The 18,525-nt window shown below is 64.6% G+C and carries 16 protein-coding genes and 1 pseudogene; 6 read left to right on the top strand and 11 right to left on the bottom strand.

Annotated features, from left to right (window positions below):
- Positions 1-76: 76 nt before the first annotated feature.
- From ugpQ to ADJ79_RS03495, 10 genes and pseudogenes are all read right to left on the bottom strand, one after another.
- Positions 77-862, bottom strand: a complete 786-nt coding sequence (ugpQ, locus tag ADJ79_RS03535) for a glycerophosphodiester phosphodiesterase (protein ID WP_050714812.1) — start codon at positions 860-862, stop codon at positions 77-79.
- Between the two features lie 120 nt (positions 863-982).
- Positions 983-1,993: a sn-glycerol-3-phosphate import ATP-binding protein UgpC gene (locus ADJ79_RS03530; protein ID WP_050714811.1), complete on the bottom strand. Its 1,011-nt coding sequence runs from the start codon at positions 1,991-1,993 to the stop codon at positions 983-985.
- Between the two features lie 76 nt (positions 1,994-2,069).
- Positions 2,070-2,927, bottom strand: coding sequence for a sn-glycerol-3-phosphate ABC transporter permease UgpE (gene ugpE, locus ADJ79_RS03525; RefSeq protein WP_050714810.1), 858 nt, complete (start codon positions 2,925-2,927; stop codon positions 2,070-2,072).
- A gap of 61 nt (positions 2,928-2,988) precedes the next feature.
- Complete coding sequence (ugpA, locus tag ADJ79_RS03520) at positions 2,989-3,873, bottom strand: sn-glycerol-3-phosphate ABC transporter permease UgpA (RefSeq protein WP_050716379.1); 885 nt, start codon at positions 3,871-3,873, stop codon at positions 2,989-2,991.
- Positions 3,874-4,123: 250 nt separating this feature from the next.
- Positions 4,124-5,443: a sn-glycerol-3-phosphate ABC transporter substrate-binding protein UgpB gene (gene ugpB, locus ADJ79_RS03515; RefSeq protein WP_050714809.1), complete on the bottom strand. Its 1,320-nt coding sequence runs from the start codon at positions 5,441-5,443 to the stop codon at positions 4,124-4,126.
- A 468-nt stretch (positions 5,444-5,911) separates the two neighbouring features.
- Positions 5,912-7,114 carry a GDSL-type esterase/lipase family protein gene (locus ADJ79_RS03510; RefSeq protein ID WP_050714808.1) on the bottom strand — a complete coding sequence of 401 codons (1,203 nt, stop codon included), beginning with the start codon at positions 7,112-7,114 and terminating at the stop codon, positions 5,912-5,914.
- 345 nt (positions 7,115-7,459) lie between these two features.
- Positions 7,460-8,224, bottom strand: a complete 765-nt coding sequence (locus ADJ79_RS03505) for an ankyrin repeat domain-containing protein (protein WP_082202883.1) — start codon at positions 8,222-8,224, stop codon at positions 7,460-7,462.
- 141 nt (positions 8,225-8,365) lie between these two features.
- Positions 8,366-9,421: a hypothetical protein gene (locus ADJ79_RS15375; protein WP_253273861.1), complete on the bottom strand. Its 1,056-nt coding sequence runs from the start codon at positions 9,419-9,421 to the stop codon at positions 8,366-8,368.
- 102 nt (positions 9,422-9,523) lie between these two features.
- Positions 9,524-9,880 (bottom strand): annotated as a pseudogene (locus ADJ79_RS15680) (hypothetical protein); the annotation flags it as partial.
- A gap of 588 nt (positions 9,881-10,468) precedes the next feature.
- A complete protein-coding gene (locus ADJ79_RS03495) occupies positions 10,469-12,481 on the bottom strand; it encodes a TonB-dependent receptor (protein WP_050714805.1) in 2,013 nt (670 codons plus the stop codon).
- Between the two features lie 138 nt (positions 12,482-12,619).
- On the opposite strand from ADJ79_RS03495, the gene ADJ79_RS13965 reads away from it, so the two are divergent.
- From ADJ79_RS13965 to ADJ79_RS03480, 4 genes are read left to right on the top strand one after another with little or no spacing between them, the layout of a single operon-like run.
- Entirely contained in the window at positions 12,620-12,985 is a 366-nt protein-coding gene (locus ADJ79_RS13965; protein WP_156304004.1) for a hypothetical protein, read from the top strand.
- Entirely contained in the window at positions 12,982-13,125 is a 144-nt protein-coding gene (locus tag ADJ79_RS13960; RefSeq protein ID WP_156304003.1) for a hypothetical protein, read from the top strand. Before ADJ79_RS13965 ends, ADJ79_RS13960 begins: the two co-directional genes overlap by 4 nt.
- Complete coding sequence (locus tag ADJ79_RS03485) at positions 13,118-13,717, top strand: cytochrome c oxidase subunit 3 (RefSeq protein WP_050714803.1); 600 nt, start codon at positions 13,118-13,120, stop codon at positions 13,715-13,717. The genes ADJ79_RS13960 and ADJ79_RS03485 overlap by 8 nt, the downstream gene beginning before the upstream one ends.
- Before the next feature lie 12 nt (positions 13,718-13,729).
- On the top strand, positions 13,730-13,996 hold the full coding sequence (locus ADJ79_RS03480) for a cytochrome C oxidase subunit IV family protein (protein ID WP_050714802.1): 267 nt from the start codon (positions 13,730-13,732) through the stop codon (positions 13,994-13,996).
- Here ADJ79_RS03480 and ADJ79_RS03475 read toward each other — a convergent pair.
- The gene (locus tag ADJ79_RS03475; protein ID WP_050714801.1) at positions 13,950-14,999 is read right to left on the bottom strand and encodes an AraC family transcriptional regulator; all 1,050 of its coding nucleotides are present in this window, start codon (positions 14,997-14,999) and stop codon (positions 13,950-13,952) included. The two genes, ADJ79_RS03480 and ADJ79_RS03475, sit on opposite strands and share 47 nt — an antisense overlap.
- Before the next feature lie 114 nt (positions 15,000-15,113).
- On the opposite strand from ADJ79_RS03475, the gene ADJ79_RS03470 reads away from it, so the two are divergent.
- Together ADJ79_RS03470 and ADJ79_RS03465 are read left to right on the top strand one after the other, a co-directional pair.
- Entirely contained in the window at positions 15,114-17,105 is a 1,992-nt protein-coding gene (locus tag ADJ79_RS03470) for a TonB-dependent receptor (protein ID WP_253273859.1), read from the top strand.
- Between the two features lie 87 nt (positions 17,106-17,192).
- Positions 17,193-18,506, top strand: a complete 1,314-nt coding sequence (locus ADJ79_RS03465; protein WP_050716378.1) for an MFS transporter — start codon at positions 17,193-17,195, stop codon at positions 18,504-18,506.
- The last annotated feature ends 19 nt before the right edge of the window (positions 18,507-18,525 follow it).

Here is an 18,525-nt window from a genome sequence, read left to right as displayed (position 1 = left end):
AGCAGATTCAAGGTACCGCAAAAGCCGTTTGCCGCAATGAATACGGGGACCTCATGCTATCGAACAAGAAGCGCCATCAGGAAGTGGCGCCGCCTTGCGCCGCACCGGGTTGCGCATCTGCCAGCGCCTGGCCGCGCGCCGGGCAGAACAGGTCCACGGCATCGCTCACGATGCCATCCGTGCCCAGGCTGATGAGGCGGCGGGCCTCAGCCTCGTCATTGACGGTGTAGCTCAGGCAGCGCAGGCCGAGCGCCTTGGCTTCGGCCACCAGCGCGGGCGTCCAGAGCTGGTGATTGCACACCAGCGCCACGCATTGCAGCGCCTGCGCGGCGGCCTGCCAGCCGGGCGGCAGCGTGTCCAGCAGCAGGCCGCGCGGCAGGCGGGGCGCGGCGCGCTGGGCTGCCTGCAAGGCCGGCACGCTGAAAGACGTGAGCAGCGGCGGCACGGGCGCGTCAGCCCAGAGGGCGGCAGCGCAGGCGGCCACGGTCTGGCCGGTGATTTCGTCCTGCCCCGGCGTGGGCTTGATTTCCAGATCGAGCAGAACGCCATTGGCCAGACACCAGCGCGCCACGTTTTCCAGCGTGGGCAGCGGCTCGCCTGCGTACTGGCGCGAGTGCCAGCCGCCGGCATCAAGCTGCGCCAGCTGGCCCCAGGGCCGCTCGCCTGCCGCGCCGTGGCCGCTGGTCGTGCGCTTCAGCGTGGCGTCATGCATCAGGAAGGGCACGCCGTCTTGCGACAGCTTCACGTCGCACTCGGCCATGCGCCAGCCGTGCGCCGCGCCCAGCCGGAAGGCGGCCAGGGTGTTTTCCGGCGCCAGCTTGCCTGCGCCGCGATGGGCAATCCAGAAAGGGTAGGGCCACATGGAAGAACTCAAAAGGATGTTGCTTCAAAAAAAAGAGCGCCCCGCGCTGATTCCACGGGGACTTGCGGGCAATTCGGGCCTGAAGCTGAAGCGGCTCGCAAAGAGCCGCCCAAAGCGCCCTCACTCCTGCACGCGCTTGCCCGTGGCTGCATCAAACCAGTGCAGCCGGTCTTCCAGCGGCGCCAGGCGGATGGCGTCGCCCACGGCGGGCGGCGCGTCGGTTTCATTCATGCGCAGAATCGTCCACTCGCCGCCCAGATGGCCGTAGATCAGGCGCTCGGCGCCCAGCATTTCCACGGTTTCTACCTTCATTTCCCAGCCATCGGGATGCAGGCGCAGGTGCTCCGGGCGGATGCCGAGAATGCGGCCCTCCGGAATGCCCTCTGCACTCTTGAGCAGATTCATGGGCGGCGAGCCGATGAAGCTGGCCACGAAGGTGCTGGCCGGATGGTGATACACCTCTTCGGGCGTGCCGAACTGCTCCATGCGGCCCGCGTTCATCACGATCATGCGTTGCGCCAGCGTCATGGCTTCCACCTGGTCATGGGTGACGAACAGGCTGGTGATGCCCAGCTCGCGGTGCAGTTTTTCGATTTCCAGCCGCGTTTGCGCGCGCAGCTTGGCATCCAGGTTCGACAGCGGCTCGTCAAACAGAAACACCTTGGGCTGGCGCACGATGGCGCGGCCCATGGCCACGCGCTGGCGCTGCCCGCCCGAGAGCTGGCGCGGCGTGCGCTCCAGCAAGTGCCCCAATTCGAGAATGGCGGCGGCCTTGTCCACGCGGGCGCGTATTTCCTCTTTCGGCACTTTGGCGATTTTCAGGCCATAGGCCATATTCTCGAAAACGCTCATGTGCGGATAAAGCGCGTAATTCTGGAAAACCATCGCAATATCGCGCTGCGCAGGCTCCAATTGATTGACCACGCGCCCGCCAATGGAAATCGTGCCCCCGCTGATTTCTTCCAGCCCCGCCACCATGCGCAGCAGCGTGGATTTGCCGCAGCCCGAAGGGCCGACGATGACGATGAATTCGCCATCGGCAATATCGGCATTCACGCCATGAATCACCTGATTGGCCTTGGGGCCTGCGCCGTAGCGCTTGATGACGTTTTTGAATTCGATGGATGCCATTTTCTGTTTTGCTTCGGGGCAGAGGTGTGGGTATTGAGGGCCAATGGCTGATTCATTCGCGCGCCGGGAGCGCAAATCATTTTTCGGAATCCACCAGCCCCTTGACGAACCAGCGTTGCATCAGAATGACCACCAGCGCGGGCGGCAGCATGGCAAGCATGGCCGTGGCCATGACGGCATTCCATTCGGTATAGGCATCGCCGCCGGTAATCATGCTTTTGATGCCCATCACCACGGGATACATGTCGCTGCTGGTGGTGACCAGTAGGGGCCACAAATATTGATTCCAGCCGTAAATGAACTGAATGACGAACAGCGCGGCAATGCTGGTTTTGGAAAGGGGCAGCAAAATATCCTTGAAAAAACGCATGGGGCCTGCGCCGTCAATGCGGGCGGCCTCAATTAATTCATCGGGCACCGTGAGAAAAAACTGGCGAAACAAGAATGTGGCCGTGGCCGAGGCGATCAGCGGCACCGTCAGCCCCGCATAACTGTTGAGCAGGCCCAGATCGGAAACCACCTTGTAGGTGGGCAATATGCGCACTTCCACCGGCAGCATGAGCGTGATGAAAATCGCCCAGAAAACCAGCCCGCGCAGCGGAAAGCGGAAATAGACGATGGCAAAGGCCGACAGCAGCGAAATGATGATCTTGCCAATGGCAATGATGAGCGCGCTGACCAGGCTCACCCACATCATGGGCCAGACAGGCTCGATTTTTGTGCCGTAGCCGCTGACGCCGCCAAACAGCGCCAGGCGGTAGCTTTCCAGCATGTTGCCGCCCGGCGCGAGCGACATGGGCACGTTTTGCACGATGGCCTCTGCCGTCTGGGTGGAGGCCACGAAGGTGATATAGACCGGCAGGGCGATGATGAGCACGCCCAGCACCAGCACAAGGTGCGACAGCAGCGTGGCAGCGGGACGGTTTTCAACCATTTTCTTTTTTCAGTTTTCTTGATGGTGTCTGGCGGCGGTTCATGTGGGCGGCCATTACGTTTTATTGATATTGCACGCGCTTTTCGATAAAACGGAACTGGAAAATGGTCAGCGCCACGACCATGATCATCAATACCACCGATTGCGCTGCCGATCCGCCCAGATCAAGCGCCTTGAAGCCATCGTGATAAACCTTGTAAACCAGAATGGATGTGTCTTGCCCCGGCCCGCCTTGCGTGGCGGCATCGACAATGCCGAAAGTGTCGAAAAAGGCATAAACCACGTTCATGACCAGCAAAAAGAAAGTGGTGGGCGAAAGCAGCGGAAATTGCACCGACCAGAAACGCCGCCACGGCCCCGCGCCGTCAATGGCCGCCGCCTCGATCAGGGATTTGGGAATGGATTGCAGGCCGGCCAGAAAAAACAGGAAGTTGTAGGAAATCTGTTTCCACACCGCCGCCATCACGATCAGCGCCATGGCGTGGCCGCTGTTCATCAGGTGATTCCAGTCCAGCCCGGCGGCCCGCAGCCAATAGCTGACCATGCCGATGGACGGCGCGAACATGAAGAGCCACAAAACCCCGGCCACGGCGGGCGCCACCGCGTAAGGCCAGATGAGCAGGGTTTTGTAGATGGCCGCGCCCTTGACCACCCGGTCGGCCATCACGGCCAGCATGAGCGAGAGCGCCAGCCCCAGCGCCGCCACGAGCGCTGAAAACAGCAGGGTGATTTTGAAAGAGGCCAGGTACGAGGCGTCTTGCCAGAGGTGGCGGAAGTTTTCCAGGCCCACGAATTCGACGCTGGCGCCGAAAGCGTCTTCCTGCTGCACGCTTTGCAAAAGCGCCTGTCCGGCGGGCCAGAAAAAGAAAATGATGACGATGGCCAGCTGCGGCGCAACCAGCAGCCAGGGCAGCCAGGTGGAGCGGAAAACAACGCGCTTTTCCATGTAAATGAAGCAGGTTTTTTTGTTGCCTGTGTAACTGGCTGGCGGCCAGCCCAAACCGCGCATTCTATGCGGGGCATGCTTGGCACGGGGCCGCCGCGCGGCCCGCGCAAAGAAGGCCAGGAAGGCACAGCGGCAGGCGGCGCAATCCTGGCGGGGCCGCTCTGGAGAAACGCAAAAAACGGGCGGCCCTGCGTTCAGGGCGGCCCCGCGTTCACTCCCGCCGGGGCGGCGCGCGGGGCGCTTCAGGCCCTCACTTGTGCGCTTTCTGGAAGCGCTCCAGCTGCTCGTTGCCGCGCTTGACGACGGCGTCCAGCGCCTGCTTCGGGCTTTGCTTGCCGCTCCACACGCCTTCCAGCTCCTCATCGACGATGGTGCGAATCTGCACGAAGTTGCCCAGGCGGATGCCGCGCGACTTGTCGGTGGTCTGGCGAATCATCTGCTGCACGGCCACATCGGTGCCGGGGTTTTCCTTGTAAAAGCCCGATTTCTCCGTCAGTTCATAGGCGGCGATGGTCACGGGCAGGTAGCCCGTGCGCTGGTGGCTCTTGGCCGCCACTTCAGGCTGCGCGAGGAAGGCGAAGAACTTGCCCACGCCCTTGTATTCGTCAGCCTTCTTGCCGCCCATCACCCACAGGCTGGCGCCGCCGATCACGGTGTTCTGCGGCGCGCCTTGCACGTCGGGGTAGTAGGGCAGGGTGCTGATGCCGCTGGCGAATTTGGCGTTGCGCTTGACGTTGGCGTACAGGCCCGAGGAGCCGGTGGTCATGGCGCATTCGCCCGAGACGAAGGTGGCGTCGGCCAGATTGCCCCGGCCCTTGTAGATCAGCAGGCCGTCCTTGGCCATGCCGGCCAGGTTTTCAATGTGGCGCAGGTGCACCGGCGAGTCCACGGCCATGCGTGCGCCCGTGCCGCCAAAGCCGTTGTTTTCCGTGGCGAAGAGCACGTTGTGCCAGGCCGAAAAGCTCTCCAGCTGCGTCCAGCTCACCCAGCTGGTGGTCAGGGGGCACTTGTGGCCGGCGGCCTTGAGCTTTTGCGCGGCCTCCTTCACTTCGGGCCAGGTTTTGGGCGGCTTGTCAGCGTCCAGTCCGGCGGCCTTGAAGGCGTCCTTGTTGTAGAAGAAAACGGTGGTGGAGCTGTTGAAGGGAAAGCTCAGCATCTGCCCATTGGGCGCGGTGTAGTAGCCGGCCACGGCGGGCACGTAGGCTTTGGGGTCGAAGGCCAGGCCCGCTTCTTTCATGACCTCGGCCACGGGCTTGATGGCGCCCTTGCTGGCCATCATGGTGGCCGTGCCCACTTCAAACACCTGAAGAATGTGCGGCGCGTTGCCCGAGCGGAAGGCGGCAATGGCGGCCGTCATCGACTCGCCGTACTGCCCCTTGTAGGTGGGCGTCACGCGGTATTCCTGCTGGCTTTCGTTGAACTCCTTGGCCAGGTCATTGACCCACTCGCCCAAAGCGCCTGACATGGAATGCCACCACTGGATTTCCGTCTGCGCATGGGCGGGCAGCGCGCAGGCAGCGCCCAGCGCCAGGGCGACGGCATGGAATTTGGCGCGGAAATGCAAGGACATGAACAAAGTCTCCGGTTGAAGTGAAAAAGCGCAACAGGGCAGGCCAAGCTGCCCGGAAACGGGTTCCAAAGCGGAAATATGTCACAGCCCGTTGCAGCAAAAGCACGGATTGTCACGCAATGCGCGAAGGCGCGGCACGCGCCGCGCGCCATCTCTGCGCGCCATTCCCGCGCATCTCTGCCCGCGCGCATGTTCCAAGCGGCTTTGCCGCGCTCCCGGGCGGGCTGCTGGCGCGGCCGGCGCATGGGTTGGCGCTTTCTGGCCGTCCCATTCCGTCAGGCGGCATCATCAAAAACAGAAGCGAATTCAAGGGGCAGGAAATACCGTTCAGCGCAATATCAACTAGGACATCATGCTACGAATAGAGTAGCGAAATAGGCGGCTGAAATAGCGCATTGCGCCAGCAACCGGCTCATCGCGGCCGCGTTGTTCGCGCCTTGCTGCACGCGTGCAGGCCATGAACGGGCTTCAGCCCGCCAGACGCGCCAGGCTGTCAGCCAGCTGGCGGGCGGCGCGGGCGTAGCCAGCGGGGGTGAAATGCACGCCGTCGGGGGCCATCAGGCCCTCGGCCTGCCAGCGGCGCGCCGTGCAGGGGCCGCCCATTGCGTCTTGCCAGGGCCACCAGGCGGCCTGGGCGGCCTGCGCCTGGCGGCGCTGCATGCGCTGCGCCAGGCCCAGCCACAGGGGGCGGCCGCAGTCGCTCTCTGTCTCTGCCTCTGTCTGGAGCGCGCCGGGGCGCAGCGCGTCAGGCGCGCCCAGCAGGAGCAGACCCGCGCGGGGGAGGGCGCGGCGGGCGGCGTCCAGCACGCGCGCCCAAGCGGCTTCAGCGCGGGCCGGGTCGGGGCGCGGATCAAAAGCCTCATTCGTGCCAAAGGCGAAGATGAGCAAATCAGCCCGCATGGCCAGCAAATCTTGCGGCCAGCCGCTCCGCCAGCGTTCGGCGTGGGTGATTTGCGCGCCGTTCAAACCCAGCGCCGAGACGGTGACGCCCGCGCCGCCGTTTTCAAAACCCATAGGGCCGAGTTCCCACACATCGCCCGCCTGGGCCGTGATGCGCAGCGGCGGCTCAGCCCGAAAGGCCATGGCGCGCCAGCCCTGGCCATGCGGCGCTTCAGGCGCTTCAGGCGCTTCGGCATGCGCCAGGCCCTGCGCATCCTCAAACTGCAGCGGGCCGCTGGCGCGCGCGGGCCGCGCCAGCGCCGTCACGCGCTGCGGCCCTGCGTAGCCTGCTGCGGGCGTGAGCAGCAGACGCCCCCCGCCAGGCTCCGAGCGCGCCAGCACGCCGCCCAGAGGAAAGCCGCTGCCTTCCTGCCGCGCCGTCAGCACGCGCCAGCCGCTAGCGGCGTATTGCATGACGGCGGCCCGCTGCCCCGCCACGGCAACGGGCCAGACCCAGCCCGCCCCCGCGTTGCCCCACCGCTCTTGCAGCGCGGCGCGCAGCCCGCCCGTGAAAAAGTCGCCCGCCGTATGCGAATCGCCAATTTGCACAATGCGAAAAACCTCGGCGCGCCCTTGGCGCAGGCTGCGCAGCTTGTCGATCCACGGCTGGCGCGCGGGGCCAAAGTTTTCCAGCCAGTTGCGTCGATCAGGCGCGGCGGAAGCGGCAGGCTGTGCAGCCACGGGCGGCAGGCACGCAAACGCAGCCCAGCTGATGACATGGCGGCGGTTCATGACCCGGCCCGCATCTCGCCCGAAACTGGCTGCCCAAGTGGATGAAACGCTTGCAAACCCTGTGTCATGAGCGCTGCTTTTGAAGCGGCTGGCTTTTGGAAATCCGGTGACAGCGCTTCACCAAGTTGCTGCGGCCTGAAGATCGGGCGCTTTCGAACCAAGCCCTATACGCTCAAAATTCATGGCAAGGCCGGGCGGTTCATTCAGGCGTTGCCCGGGCAATGGGCCTATGCGTGTCGCTATCGCGCTTCAGGCCGTCGCACTGATGAGCTGGCGTCGTGGATGCAGCCCTGCAACTTCCAGCGCCCTCACGCAGCTACCAAACACAAGCCTTCCCCGGCCCCGCTAACGCGAGGCGTGGTCTTCCACGGCGATGCCGCGCTCGCGCAACCAGCCCCGCACCTTCTCGCGCTGGGCCTTGGCGCTGGCCATCAGCAGGTTTTCAGGCGTGTTGAAAAACGCATGTTGGAATGTGTAGCCCCAGCGATCTGTGGCGCGCGGATCCACGCCCAGTTCAAGAAACCGCAGCACATCGCCATAACTGTTGATAGAAGCGGCCTTGTGTACCAGCGTTTCATCATTTTTATTGCGCACATGAATATTCGCGCCCGCATCGAGCAAAAGGCGCACATTGGCTTCGGTATTGGGGCCTAAAGCAGCAAACAGCGGCGTTTCTCCCAATTTGTTTTTCCCTTCGGTGGAAGCGCCGCGTTTGAGCATGGTTTTGAGCCAGTAACTGTCTTCCAGTATGGCTGCCATATGCATGGGCGTATCACGCGCCTGCCCCAGATGGCTGGGGGAAGCGCCCAGCTCCAGCAAATTGTCAAAGGCCGTCCGGTTGCCTTCTTTCATGGCCACGCCCAGCAAAGACATTTCGCGTGCATTGAGGCTATCGGGATCGGCGCCATCGGCAATCAGCTCACGCGCGCGGGCCATATCGCCACCGGCCGCCGCCGCATAAAGAGCCGCAGCCTTGGGAGAGCCGAAATTTTCAGAGTTCATTTGAGTTCCTTGCTGGCCACAGGCGGCTGTCGCCAGGATGATTGAAAAAAACAATGCCAGTAATGCTGGCAAACGCCTGGAAAAATGGATGAAAGGGGTTTGCGGCATAGGGGTGCCCCGTCACGTCAGCATTGAAGCGGCCATGGAGAGTCAACGCTCCGATAAAGACAAAAACGCCCGGCGTTTCCGGCGGGCGTTGATGATGACACAGGTGATCAAAAAACCGGCTTTTCTCTTTGAACGGATTGCTTACCACCAGTTTGCGGGGTTGAGCTTGCTGTCTGCAAGCCATTTTGCGCCTTCAGCCACTTTGCCAGCCGCCCAATTTGCGCCGTCTGCCACTTTGCCGGCAGCCCATCGCGCTCCATCCACGGCTTTTCCGGCCGCCCATTTGGCTCCATCAACGGCTTTCCCAGCAGCCCATTTGGCTCCATCAACGGCTTTGCCAGCCGCCCATAGAGTCGCATCGCGGGCCAATTGAATGCCATCACCCAATTTTCCAGTGGCCCATTGAATGCCGTCGCCCAGCTTGTCCAGCCCACGGCCTGCCAGGTCGCCCGCTTTATCCATCAGCGTGTTGATGCCTTGGCCAGCCGTTTCAACAAAAGAGGCCACCTTGTTGAAGCCTGATTCCAGGCCCACTTGCTTGCCCGTATTGCGTATGAACTTGCCAACGAGGGTGGAGCCTTCCATGACGACATCACCGGCAAAGTCGGCTCCTTGCCTGACTGCGCTGCCGGTGATGTCCAGGGCGGCATCGGCGGCTTGCCCCGTCAAACGCACGCTGCCTTCAATCAGCTGGCCTTTCGCCAGATCGTTTTTGACAACTGCCGACATCTCGCCGCGCGTTTCGTGCAATGCGCCAACAGCTTCAGAACCAAAGTCAAATCCATTCTTGCCCGCAGAGGCCAAGAGATTAACCTTTGCCTCGGAAAGATTTTCAAAGACATTCAGGATAGGCAGCGGATTTGATTTCTCATATGCAGCGTTTTCACGCAGGGCCTCCACATAGGACGTGTTGTCCTGGCCGCCGCCGTGCAGATTGACTGGCCCCATAAGGCCCGATTTATCCGTCGTTTGGGAGGGTTTCACATGCAATTCATGCCCCACCGCATCAGGCAAGGAGCCGCCCAGAATGCTGGTAATTCCAAATTGCTGCCAGCCTTTTGTGGCTTCGCTTTTTTGCTGCGCCGTTGTCAGCAAATCGCCATCGACGACATAGCGGCGAATTTGCCCGTTGTCTGCCATCGCCGCGCGAACTTCATTGGGGTTGCCTTGCAGGGCGCGAATGGTGTTGTCGCTCAAACCCGCCGCATTGAAAGTAACGCCGGGCGCGCCCGTTGCCAGCATGGCGGCGGAAGCCAGGCCGCCTCCCAGCGAATGCCCCGTGAAAACCACATTGCCTTTGCCGAATATTTTTTCGGCATTCTGGGCCAAGGCAACCGCTTGCTGATATTGCTCGGTTTTCAGGCCGGCGCCCTGCCCGGCATTGGTGGTGAGATCGCCGCCTGCGCCCGGACTCCAGTTGTCAGTGCCGCGATAGGCCACCACATATTGGCCTTGTGCATTTTGATAAATGGCCGCGTCAAATCCGGTCGTGGGGTCATGCAGGTCAGCGGCAGAGATGGGGATGCGATTGCCTTGCGCATCCACCAGGTGATCGCCTTCGGGCCTCAAACGCCGCCATCCGGCTTGCTCCAGTTCGCGTTCAGACTGGGTGCCTGTTGCGCCTGGAGCGTCGGATTTGTAGGCATCGTTGGACATCATGGCCAGCTGCAAATCCCGTTCGCGCTGCGGAGCCGTGCCCCTGACGCTGCTGGCAAAGGTTCCGTCGCCTACGGGATAGCCACGGCTGTGATCGACCTGGCGGGCGGATGAAGCGGCAGCGTCCATCGGGCGCGTGCTGACTGCGTGAAAGTTTGGACTGCTCGGACTGATTCGCATGGTTTGCGCTCCCATTCACGATGAGTGGTTGAAACGGCAGACATGGTAAGGACAATGTGCATGGTTGCCTAGCTAGGGTGGTTACCGGGGGTAGGCGCCTTTCCAGGCAGGATTGTCTGCCGGGGTAGATTAAAAACAGGAGCAAATTAAATGGGGTTGAAATGACATTCTGCGCAGTTTTCACTAGGACCTCATGCTATTGATACAGGAGCGAAATTGAGTGCCCTCCTCGATATGGTCTTTTCGCCTCCTTTCAGGCGGACCGTAAACCGGTTTCCGGGGCTGGGTTGCGGGTTCACCCCAGACTTGAAGCGTGCAGAAAAAAGCCGCCGGAGCTTCGCGCTGCGGCGGCTTTGCGCATGGCATGAGGTGCGGCGCTTGGCCGAAGGGCCGCGCGCCGGGGCAGGTTTAGAACCGCCAGTTCACGCTCAGGCGCCAGTCGCGGCCCGGCTCCAGGATGGAGCTGCGCTGGGTGCGGTAGAGGCGGTTGGCCACGTTGTGCACGCTCAGGTTCACGTTGAAGCGGTCGTGGCCCAGCGGCTGCCAGTTGGCGTAGAGGCTGTGCAGGATGACCGAGCGCAGCGTTTGGCTGCCGGTTTGCACGCCCGCGCGGTTGACGACGGGCACGGTGAGGCTTTCGGTGAACTGGCCGCGCCAGCCGATTTCAAGGCGCGGCTGGGCGAAGCGGTAGCTCAGCTGCGTATGCCACTGGCGGCCTGTGGGCGTGTAGTTGAGCGTGGAGGACAAGCCGCCCAGGCTGCCTTCCAGACGGGGCTTGCTGTGCGTCATGGCCGCGCGCGCCTGCCAGGGGCCGTCGCGCCAGCCCGCTTCCAGCTCGTAGCCCCGGTTGATGAGCTTGCCCACGTTGTCTTGCTCGTTGCGGGCGTTGTTGCCCAGGTAGTCGTGCGTGACCTGGCGGAACACCGCGCCCGAGGCAGTGAAGGGGCCGCTTTGCCACTGCGCGCCGATTTCGGTATTGACGGCGCGCTCGGCCTTGACGCCGTCGGCCACGCCGCGCGAGAGGTTGAGGAGCATGGCCTCTTGCAGGCGCGGACTGCGGCTGGCTTGCGCCACGCCGGCATGCAGGCTCCATTGCGGGCTGATGTCCCAAATGGCGTTGATGCTGGGGTTGAGCTGGCCTTTGCTGGCGCTCTTGCCCCGGGCCGTGGTCAGGCTGAAGTGGTCATAGCGCAGGCCGGTGGTGATGGTGAACGGCTCGAAGGCCCAGATGCCTTCGCCATACAGGCCCCAGTCGGTTTTTTTCTCGCCAGTGCGGCTGACCAGGTTGTTGACTTCCTCGCGGCGCACGTTCACGCCGTATTTGATGCGGTGGTCTTGCCAAGCCGTGACAAAGCCCGCGTTGGCGCCCGTGCTCTTGACGTTGGAGTGGTTGTAGGGCGAAGTGGCGCGGCAGCCGCCCAAAGGCCCTAGCGCGCGCTTGGAGTCATCCATCTTGGTGTGATAGATGTTGGCGTCGGCCTTTTGCGCAAAGCCCAGGTTGCGGCCCTTGTATTCGAGGTTGGTGGTGTCGTATTTCAGGTCGCCGTCATACAGCGGGCAGCCCGCCAGGCCGGCCACGTTCAGGCGCAAGGTGCGGTTGCCGCTTTGGCCTTCATGGCGCTGGCTGATGGAGAGGCGGTGATCAGGCGCGAGATTCCAGCCCAGCTTGAGCAGGTACGAGCGCTGGTCCACGGCGGAGTGCTCAACCTTTTTGCCGTCGCCGTCTTTGTAGTCTTTCTGGTTCACGCCGTTGAGCATGAGCAGGCCGTCAAAGCGCTCGCCAAAGCGGCCATAGCCGGCAAGCGAAGCGCCTGCGCCCTTATTGCTTTGCGCGCTGGCGCTCACGCGCGCGCCGAAGTTCTGGCCGGGGGCGAGCAAATCGGGCGCATCCACGGTGGTCATGCGGATGGCGCCGGCTGTCACGCCGATGCCCGCGCTGGCCGCGCCCGCGCCTTTTTCCACTTCAATGCTCTTGAGCAGCGCAGGGTCGAACATGAAGCGGCCCTGGTGGTGAAAGACTTGCGAGCTTTGCCCGGCGTTGTCCACGGTGAAAGTGAGGTGGTTTTCACCCAGGCCGCGAATGCTGAACATCTGCGAAGCGCCGTTGCCGCCGCTGACGTGCACGCCGGGCTGCTGCGAGAGCACGTCTTTCATGTCCACCACGGTGTTTTTATCGACCGTCTGGCGGCCCTTGACGCCGCCAGCGGCGCTGCTGGCCGTGACCTGCACGGTATCGAGCGTGTAGCCGGTGGCGCTGTCGTCCGCATCGGCCTTGGCCTTGGCCTTGGCCTTGTGGGTTGTTTGCGCCGTGTGCGCGGTTTGGGCCGCCTGGCCTGCGCCCTGGGCCAGCGCCACGCTGACGGGCAGCGCCAGCAGGGCAAGGGAAATGGCGCTCAGGCGCGCCGGAATGCCAATGGACATGAAATTCACCTTTCAAAAGAACATGTTCAAGAAACAGTCGCATTCTATGTAAAAAGATATTTGTTTGCGTTAAGTTAAACATTGCGGCGTTTCTTTTCTGCCGCCACCTTGCATGCCGCTTGCTCACGCCGTTTGCTCATGCCGACCGCTTTCCGTTCACGTCCGTCCGGCCTCCGCACGGCCCGCCGCCAGCGCCAGCGGCTGGCCGCGAAGGCGCTGTGGGCCTGCGGTGCGGCGCTGGCGGCGGGTCATGCGGCGCTGGCTGTCTGGCGCATGGCTGAACTGGCGCAGGGGCCTCAGCCTTCATCGGCGCGGGTATGGGCCACGCTGGGCCTGACGCTGGCTTCCTGCTTCTGGCCGCTCTCCTGCTTTCACCGGGCGGTGCGCAAGGCGCGCTCCGTCAATGGCTGCCGGTGGACATCGGCCTCTACATTCAGGCGCGGCCAGACCAGCCCATCTGCCTGGCTTGGCATGCCGGGGCGCTGGGCGCACGCTGGCTCATGACTGCGCCCGCCAGCGCCTGCCAGCCGGGCATTACGGAGCAAGCAGAAGAAAACCCGCCGCCAGCCTATGGCCCTAACCGTGGCATGGGCGCGCCTTCCGGCGCGGCGCGCGGGCTACCATCAGCCGCTGCCCATGACTGAATCCATCTCTTCCGCACTTTCCCCTTCCCCGGCGCAGGCGCGGCGTTTGCCTGGCGATCAGTTCGTCTGGTACGTCGTCTTGCTGGAGGCGCTGACCTTTTGCGTGCTGTTTGGCGCTTTCGCTTTCGCGCGCGTGGCGCATCTGGAGCTGTTCAACGCTTCGCAACAGCGGCTGAATGTCAGCGCGGGAGCCATCAACACGGCGCTGCTGCTGACGGCCAGCTGGTGCGTAGCGCGCGCCGTGCTGGCCGTGCGCGAGGGCGGCAAAACCGCCGGGCTGCTATGGCTGGCGGCTGGCTGGGCCTTGGGCGCAGGCTTTGTCGTTTTCAAGCTGCATGAATACGCTGACAAGGCGGCCGAAGGCATCGGGCTGTCCACCAATCTGTTTTTCGACTTCTATTTCATCCTCACCGGCTTTCACCTGCTGCATGTGCTGGCAGGGCTGCTGGCACTGCTGCTGGTGGGGGCGGGTCTGGCGCGGCAGCCGAAAAACGCGCCCAGCGGCTACGCGCTGGAAACGGCGGCGGCCTTCTGGCACCTGGTTGATCTGCTGTGGCTGGTGCTGTTCCCGCTGGTTTACGTGATGCACTGAAAGGGCCTGGCCATGAAACTGCGCCTGATTGATCTCGTGTGGCTGCTGCTTCTGGCGGCCACGGCCACAACCTGGTGGCTGGACGCCAGCGGCAAGCTGGACACGCCAGCTCACACGCCCGTGGTGTGGCTCATCTTTGGCTTGGCCTGGCTCAAGGGGCTGGGGGTGATTCTGGAATTCATGGAACTGCGCCACGCCCCCGCCCTGTGGCGCAACGCGCTGCTGGCCCTGTTCACACTGATGGTGGCGCTGATTCTGCTGGCCTGGGCCGTAGCCTGAGAATCTGTTCACAATCTTTTAAGCAGCGCGCCTGGCTGGGCGGATAGCCGAAGTGGCGAGTGAAGGCCTGGCTGAAATTGCCTGGCTGGCCGTAGCCCACGCGCCAGGCGGTTTCAGTCACGCGGCAGCCGGCTTGCAGGTGGCGCAGGGCCAGCGCCATGCGCGCGCGGGTGTGAAAGTCTTGCGGACTGCCGCCCCAGGCTTGGCGGAAGCTGCGGCGCAGGCGGCTTTCGCTCATGTGCAGCTCGTCGGCCAGGTGGCGGATGGAAACGCTTTCATGCGCGTGCGCCAGCAGCCAGCGGCGGGCCTGCTCCATGCGGGCGGCCTCCTGCGGACGCAGCAAGCGAGGGCTTTCGGCTGGGGGCGCGGCGGACAGGGGCGTGGGGCCGCTGGCGGGCAGCAGGCGCAGTTGCTCGTGCAACAGGGCCAGCGCGCCAGCGTGCAGGGCCAGCAGCCTGCCCGGCGTGTCTGGCGCCGGATGGACGGCCTGCCAGGCCAGGGCGCGGGCATGGGCCAGGGCGGCGGCGCTGGCGGGGCGGCAGGCCAGCAGGCGCACGCCGCTGGCATGGCGCAAAAGCTGGCGGGCGGCGGCCTCGCCCAAGTAGGCGGTGAGCAGATCTTCGTCCAGTTGCAGGCGCAGTTGCTCGACGTGTTGCTCGGCGCTGCCGCTGTAGCGGCGCTCGCCCTGGGCGTCGATGAAGCTGGAGACGGTGACGCTGCCGCAGTCAAAGCGAAGCTGCTGGCCGCGCCGCTCTTCAAAAGACGAGTGGCCTTGCAGCCCGAAGGTCAGGCTCAGCAGCGGGCGCGGCAGGCAGCGGCGGCTTTCTTCCACCAGGTCGCGCTCGGGCCGGTAGCGGGTGGCAATCAGGGTCAGGCCCGGGGCCAGGCTCACACTGTCGCTGTGGCAGTCGCCCAGCGCGGGCGGCAGGCGGGTGCGGCTCCAGGGGCCGCGCCGCTCGGCGTGTGCGTCTGCTGGGGTGAGGCGGCATGTGGGCAGGGGCATGTCGGTTTTACATATGAATCTGGCTGGTTTGCATATTTTCATGAATGCGAACATTTCCCAGAATGCGGGCATCGTCTTGTCCTGGAATGTTGTATGCGTTTGGCCTGTTTTGCCTTGTCTTTTCTTGCAGCTTCTGCGCGCCTGGCGGCGCAGGCGCTGCCGGATTCGTCCGGTTTGCCTGACGCGCCCGAAGCTGACCCGACGCTGCCCGCTGTGACTGTGACGGTGAATAAGCAAAGTCAGTCGCTGGACGCGGTAGCGGCAAGCGTGACGGCCTTCGCAGGCGAGGAGCTGGCCAGCGAAGGCGTGCGCGATTTGCAGGGCGTGGCGCAGATGACGCCCGGTCTGACTTTTCAGCCTGTGGGGCAAAGCAGCATCACACCACCGGTGATGCGCGGCATGACGGCCAACATCGTCGGCTTTTCGTCCGCCGTTGCGCTGCTGGTGGATGGCGTGCCCACGCTGCGCGGGCAGGGTTTTGGCGACAGCCTGCTGGGCGCGCAAAGCGTGGAGGTGCTGCGCGGCCCGCAGTCCACTCTTTACGGGCGCAACGCGCAGGCGGGGGTGATCAGCGTCGTCACGCGCCAGCCGGGCGATGCGCCCTATGCCCTGCTGTCAGCTGAAGGCGGCAGCCGCCGGCGCGCCGTGCTGCGCGCCGATGCCAGCCGCGCTTTGAAGCCGGGCCGCGCGTATCTGGGCGTTGCGGGCGAATTCATGCGGCAAGACGGCTTCATTCGCAACCTGCACACGGGCCGCCGCGAAGACGGCCGCCAGCAGTACAACGGCCGCCTCACACTGCGCCTGACACCCTCGGCGCGCACTGAAATCAACCTGCGCGCCAGCGCCCGCCGCGATGACGATGGCGCCAGCGCCTGGGGCGCTGTGGCCGCGCCGCGCGCCACCGTGCGCTCGGGCTGGCTGGGCAGCAATACCTCGCGCGGGCATACGCTGTCGGCTGATGTGACGCACGACTTCGGCGGCGGGCTGCGCCTGCGCTCCATCACCGCCAGCAATGTGTTTGAAGACCGTTTGCAGCAAGACACCGACTTCATGCCCGCCGACTTGATGCACGTGCAGCGCCAGCACCGTTTCAACACACTCTCGCAGGAGTTGCGCCTGCAAGGGCGCAGCGGACGCGGCGGCGACTGGCTGCTGGGCCTGTATGCCGATCGCGACCGCGACCGCCTTGGCTTCGTGCAGAAAACGCCCCTGGCCCTTACGCCCACCCGCGCCTGGCAGCGCGGGCATACGCTGGCAGCCTTTACGCACTGGAACATTCCGCTGACGGGGCCGTGGACGCTCACGCTGGGCGCGCGCATCGAGCGAAGCCGCCTGCGCTTTGGTTTCGAGAACGCGCCTGCGGCGCAAACCCTGTCGCAAAGCGGCACGCGGATGTCGCCCAAAGTGGCCGTGCAATACGCCGCCCGCGACGCCTTGCTGTGGGCCAGCGTGGCGGACGGTCTCCGCGCCGCCGGTTTCAACGCCTTTGCTCCAGTCCGGTGGCGCAGCTACGGGCCTGAGCGCGCACGCTCCTTCGAGCTGGGCGTCAAGGGCCAGCCAGGGCGCCGCCTGCGCTACACCGCTGCCCTGTACTACACGCGGCTGCACAACATGCAGGTGCAGCAAATGGGCGCGCCGGGGCAGGTGTTCATCACCAATGCGGCCAGCGCCACCTCGCGCGGAGCCGAGCTGGAGGCCGAATGGCTGCCCGCCCGCTCCTGGCTGGTGCAGGCGGGCGTGGCGCTCAACCGCACGCGCTTCGGGCATTTTTCTGACGGGGCCAATCGTTATGACGGCCATCGCAACCCCATGACGCCCGCCGCCACCGCCCACCTGGGCCTGCGCTATGACCCCGGCCCTTGGTACGCGCAAATGCGCCTGAGCGCCAGCCGCCGCATCTGGCTGGATGCGGCCAACCTGCACTATCAGAGCGGCCATGCCCTGCTGGACCTGAGCGCGGGCTGGCGCATGGGCCGCACCGAAATCAGCGCCTGGGTGCGCAACGCAGGCAACCGGCGCTATGACGCGCGGGGCTTTCCCTTTGCCAACATCGTCATCTACAGCCCGCCGCGCGAGCTGGGGTTGCGGGTGATATGGCGGCTGTGAGGCGGCATCCAGGCTGCTGCAAAGCCCATGAAAACGTGCGCCGGCAGCCATCAAACCAATAGCAAAGCGCCTTCTGACCGCCCAGCCATGCCTTTGTCATCTTCACGCGTGCGAGCGTCCTTTTTCTGGCCGCAATTCGTCTTCGGCCTGCTGCACCTGGCTTTGAGCAGCCCCATGATCTATCTGGCGCTGGGTTTGCCGCTGCTCATGCGCCAGCACTGCTGGAGCGGGCTGGAAATCGGCCTGTTCCAGCTTGCGGGCGTGCCAGCGGTCTTCAAGCTGCTGCTGGCCGCGCCGATCGAGCGTGCGCCTGATGAGCGTGCAACGCCTGCTCATCAGGCGCGGCGCTACCGGGCCTGGAGCCTGGCGCTGGGCGCGGGCTACGGCGCGGCGCTGCTGGCGCTGGCCTTCGCGTCCATCCATAGCGCCCGCCCGGTGCTGTTCGCCTTGTTGCTGGCTTGCGTGCTGCTGGCGACTTGGGCTGATGTGCCCGTCAGCGCCTTGCAAATTCGCGTATTGCCGCCCGCCGAGCGCGCGCGGGCTGGCGGCGTGCGCTCGGCCGCCATGTTCGGCGCGGCCGTGCTGGGCGGCGGGGTGATGCTGGTGCTCTCGCAGCGCCTGGGCTGGAGCGCGCCGTTTTACGGCATGGCGGGCCTGCTCGCGCTGGCATTGGCGTTGCTGCCCACGTTGCGCATGGACGGGGCGGGCGAGGACGATGGCGGCGCGCGGCCTTCGGCAGTAACAGGGGTGCAGGCATCGCCCGCCACGTGGCCTGCGCTGCTGCGCGGCTTTCTGGCGCAGCCGGGCGCCTGGCGCTGGCTGGCGTTGCTGTCGGGGTGTTTTCCTCTTGTCGGTGCAGCTTGGGTTTACCTGAAGCCCATGCTGCTGGGCCAGGGCTTTGCTGCCGAACAGGTGGCCTGGATTGTGGGCGTGGGCGGCGGCGCGTTGGGTGCGGCGGCCAGCTTGCTCACCGGCTTGCTTGCGCCAGCGGCGCGGCTGCCCGCCTTGCTACCGCGCGCTACCTGGTTTGGCGCGGCTGCGCTGGCAGCGCTGGCCGCCTGCCTGGCCTGCCAGGCCAGTGCTGCGTGGCTCATTGCCGCCAGCGGCTGGCTGGCTTGCGCCACGGGCATTTCGGCCAGTGTGGCTTTCGGCTTGATGATGGAACGCGCGCGCCCCGCCTGCCAGGCGGCGGACTACGGCCTGCAAGCCAGCTTCTTCGCTTTGGGGCGCTTGGCGCTCATGCCGCTGGCCGGCTGGCTGCTTGACGGCGCGGGCAGCGCTGCGCTGGTGGCCGCGCTGGCTGTCGCTTCCGCTGGCATGGCTGCGCTGGCAGGGCGCTGGATGGATGCGCTCGCACGAGGGCTGGCGCATCGAAATAAGGAGCGAATTCAGGCCCTATGAAAACGGCCTTGGCGCACAT

Source organism: Ottowia sp. oral taxon 894, assembly GCF_001262075.1.
In the GTDB taxonomy this organism is placed as follows: domain Bacteria; phylum Pseudomonadota; class Gammaproteobacteria; order Burkholderiales; family Burkholderiaceae_C; genus Ottowia; species Ottowia massiliensis.
Note: the sequence above shows the minus strand (reverse complement) of the source record. Positions and strands in the feature narration are given on the sequence as shown.

Excerpts from the sequence above, each read along its gene's own strand:
- ADJ79_RS03485 (WP_050714803.1), top strand. The coding sequence starts at position 13,118 with ATGACTGAATCCATCTCTTCCGCACTTTCCCCTTCCCCGGCGCAGGCG.
- ugpB (WP_050714809.1), bottom strand. The coding sequence starts at position 5,443 with ATGTCCTTGCATTTCCGCGCCAAATTCCATGCCGTCGCCCTGGCGCTG.
- ADJ79_RS13960 (WP_156304003.1), top strand. The coding sequence starts at position 12,982 with ATGACTGCGCCCGCCAGCGCCTGCCAGCCGGGCATTACGGAGCAAGCA.
- ADJ79_RS03480 (WP_050714802.1), top strand. The coding sequence starts at position 13,730 with ATGAAACTGCGCCTGATTGATCTCGTGTGGCTGCTGCTTCTGGCGGCC.
- ADJ79_RS13965 (WP_156304004.1), top strand. The coding sequence starts at position 12,620 with ATGCCGACCGCTTTCCGTTCACGTCCGTCCGGCCTCCGCACGGCCCGC.
- ADJ79_RS03505 (WP_082202883.1), bottom strand. The coding sequence starts at position 8,224 with ATGCCGCAAACCCCTTTCATCCATTTTTCCAGGCGTTTGCCAGCATTA.
- ADJ79_RS03510 (WP_050714808.1), bottom strand. The coding sequence starts at position 7,114 with ATGAACCGCCGCCATGTCATCAGCTGGGCTGCGTTTGCGTGCCTGCCG.
- ugpE (WP_050714810.1), bottom strand. The coding sequence starts at position 2,927 with ATGGTTGAAAACCGTCCCGCTGCCACGCTGCTGTCGCACCTTGTGCTG.
- ugpA (WP_050716379.1), bottom strand. The coding sequence starts at position 3,873 with ATGGAAAAGCGCGTTGTTTTCCGCTCCACCTGGCTGCCCTGGCTGCTG.
- ADJ79_RS03495 (WP_050714805.1), bottom strand. The coding sequence starts at position 12,481 with ATGTCCATTGGCATTCCGGCGCGCCTGAGCGCCATTTCCCTTGCCCTG.
- ADJ79_RS03475 (WP_050714801.1), bottom strand. The coding sequence starts at position 14,999 with ATGCCCCTGCCCACATGCCGCCTCACCCCAGCAGACGCACACGCCGAG.
- ugpQ (WP_050714812.1), bottom strand. The coding sequence starts at position 862 with ATGTGGCCCTACCCTTTCTGGATTGCCCATCGCGGCGCAGGCAAGCTG.
- ADJ79_RS03465 (WP_050716378.1), top strand. The coding sequence starts at position 17,193 with ATGCCTTTGTCATCTTCACGCGTGCGAGCGTCCTTTTTCTGGCCGCAA.
- ADJ79_RS03530 (WP_050714811.1), bottom strand. The coding sequence starts at position 1,993 with ATGGCATCCATCGAATTCAAAAACGTCATCAAGCGCTACGGCGCAGGC.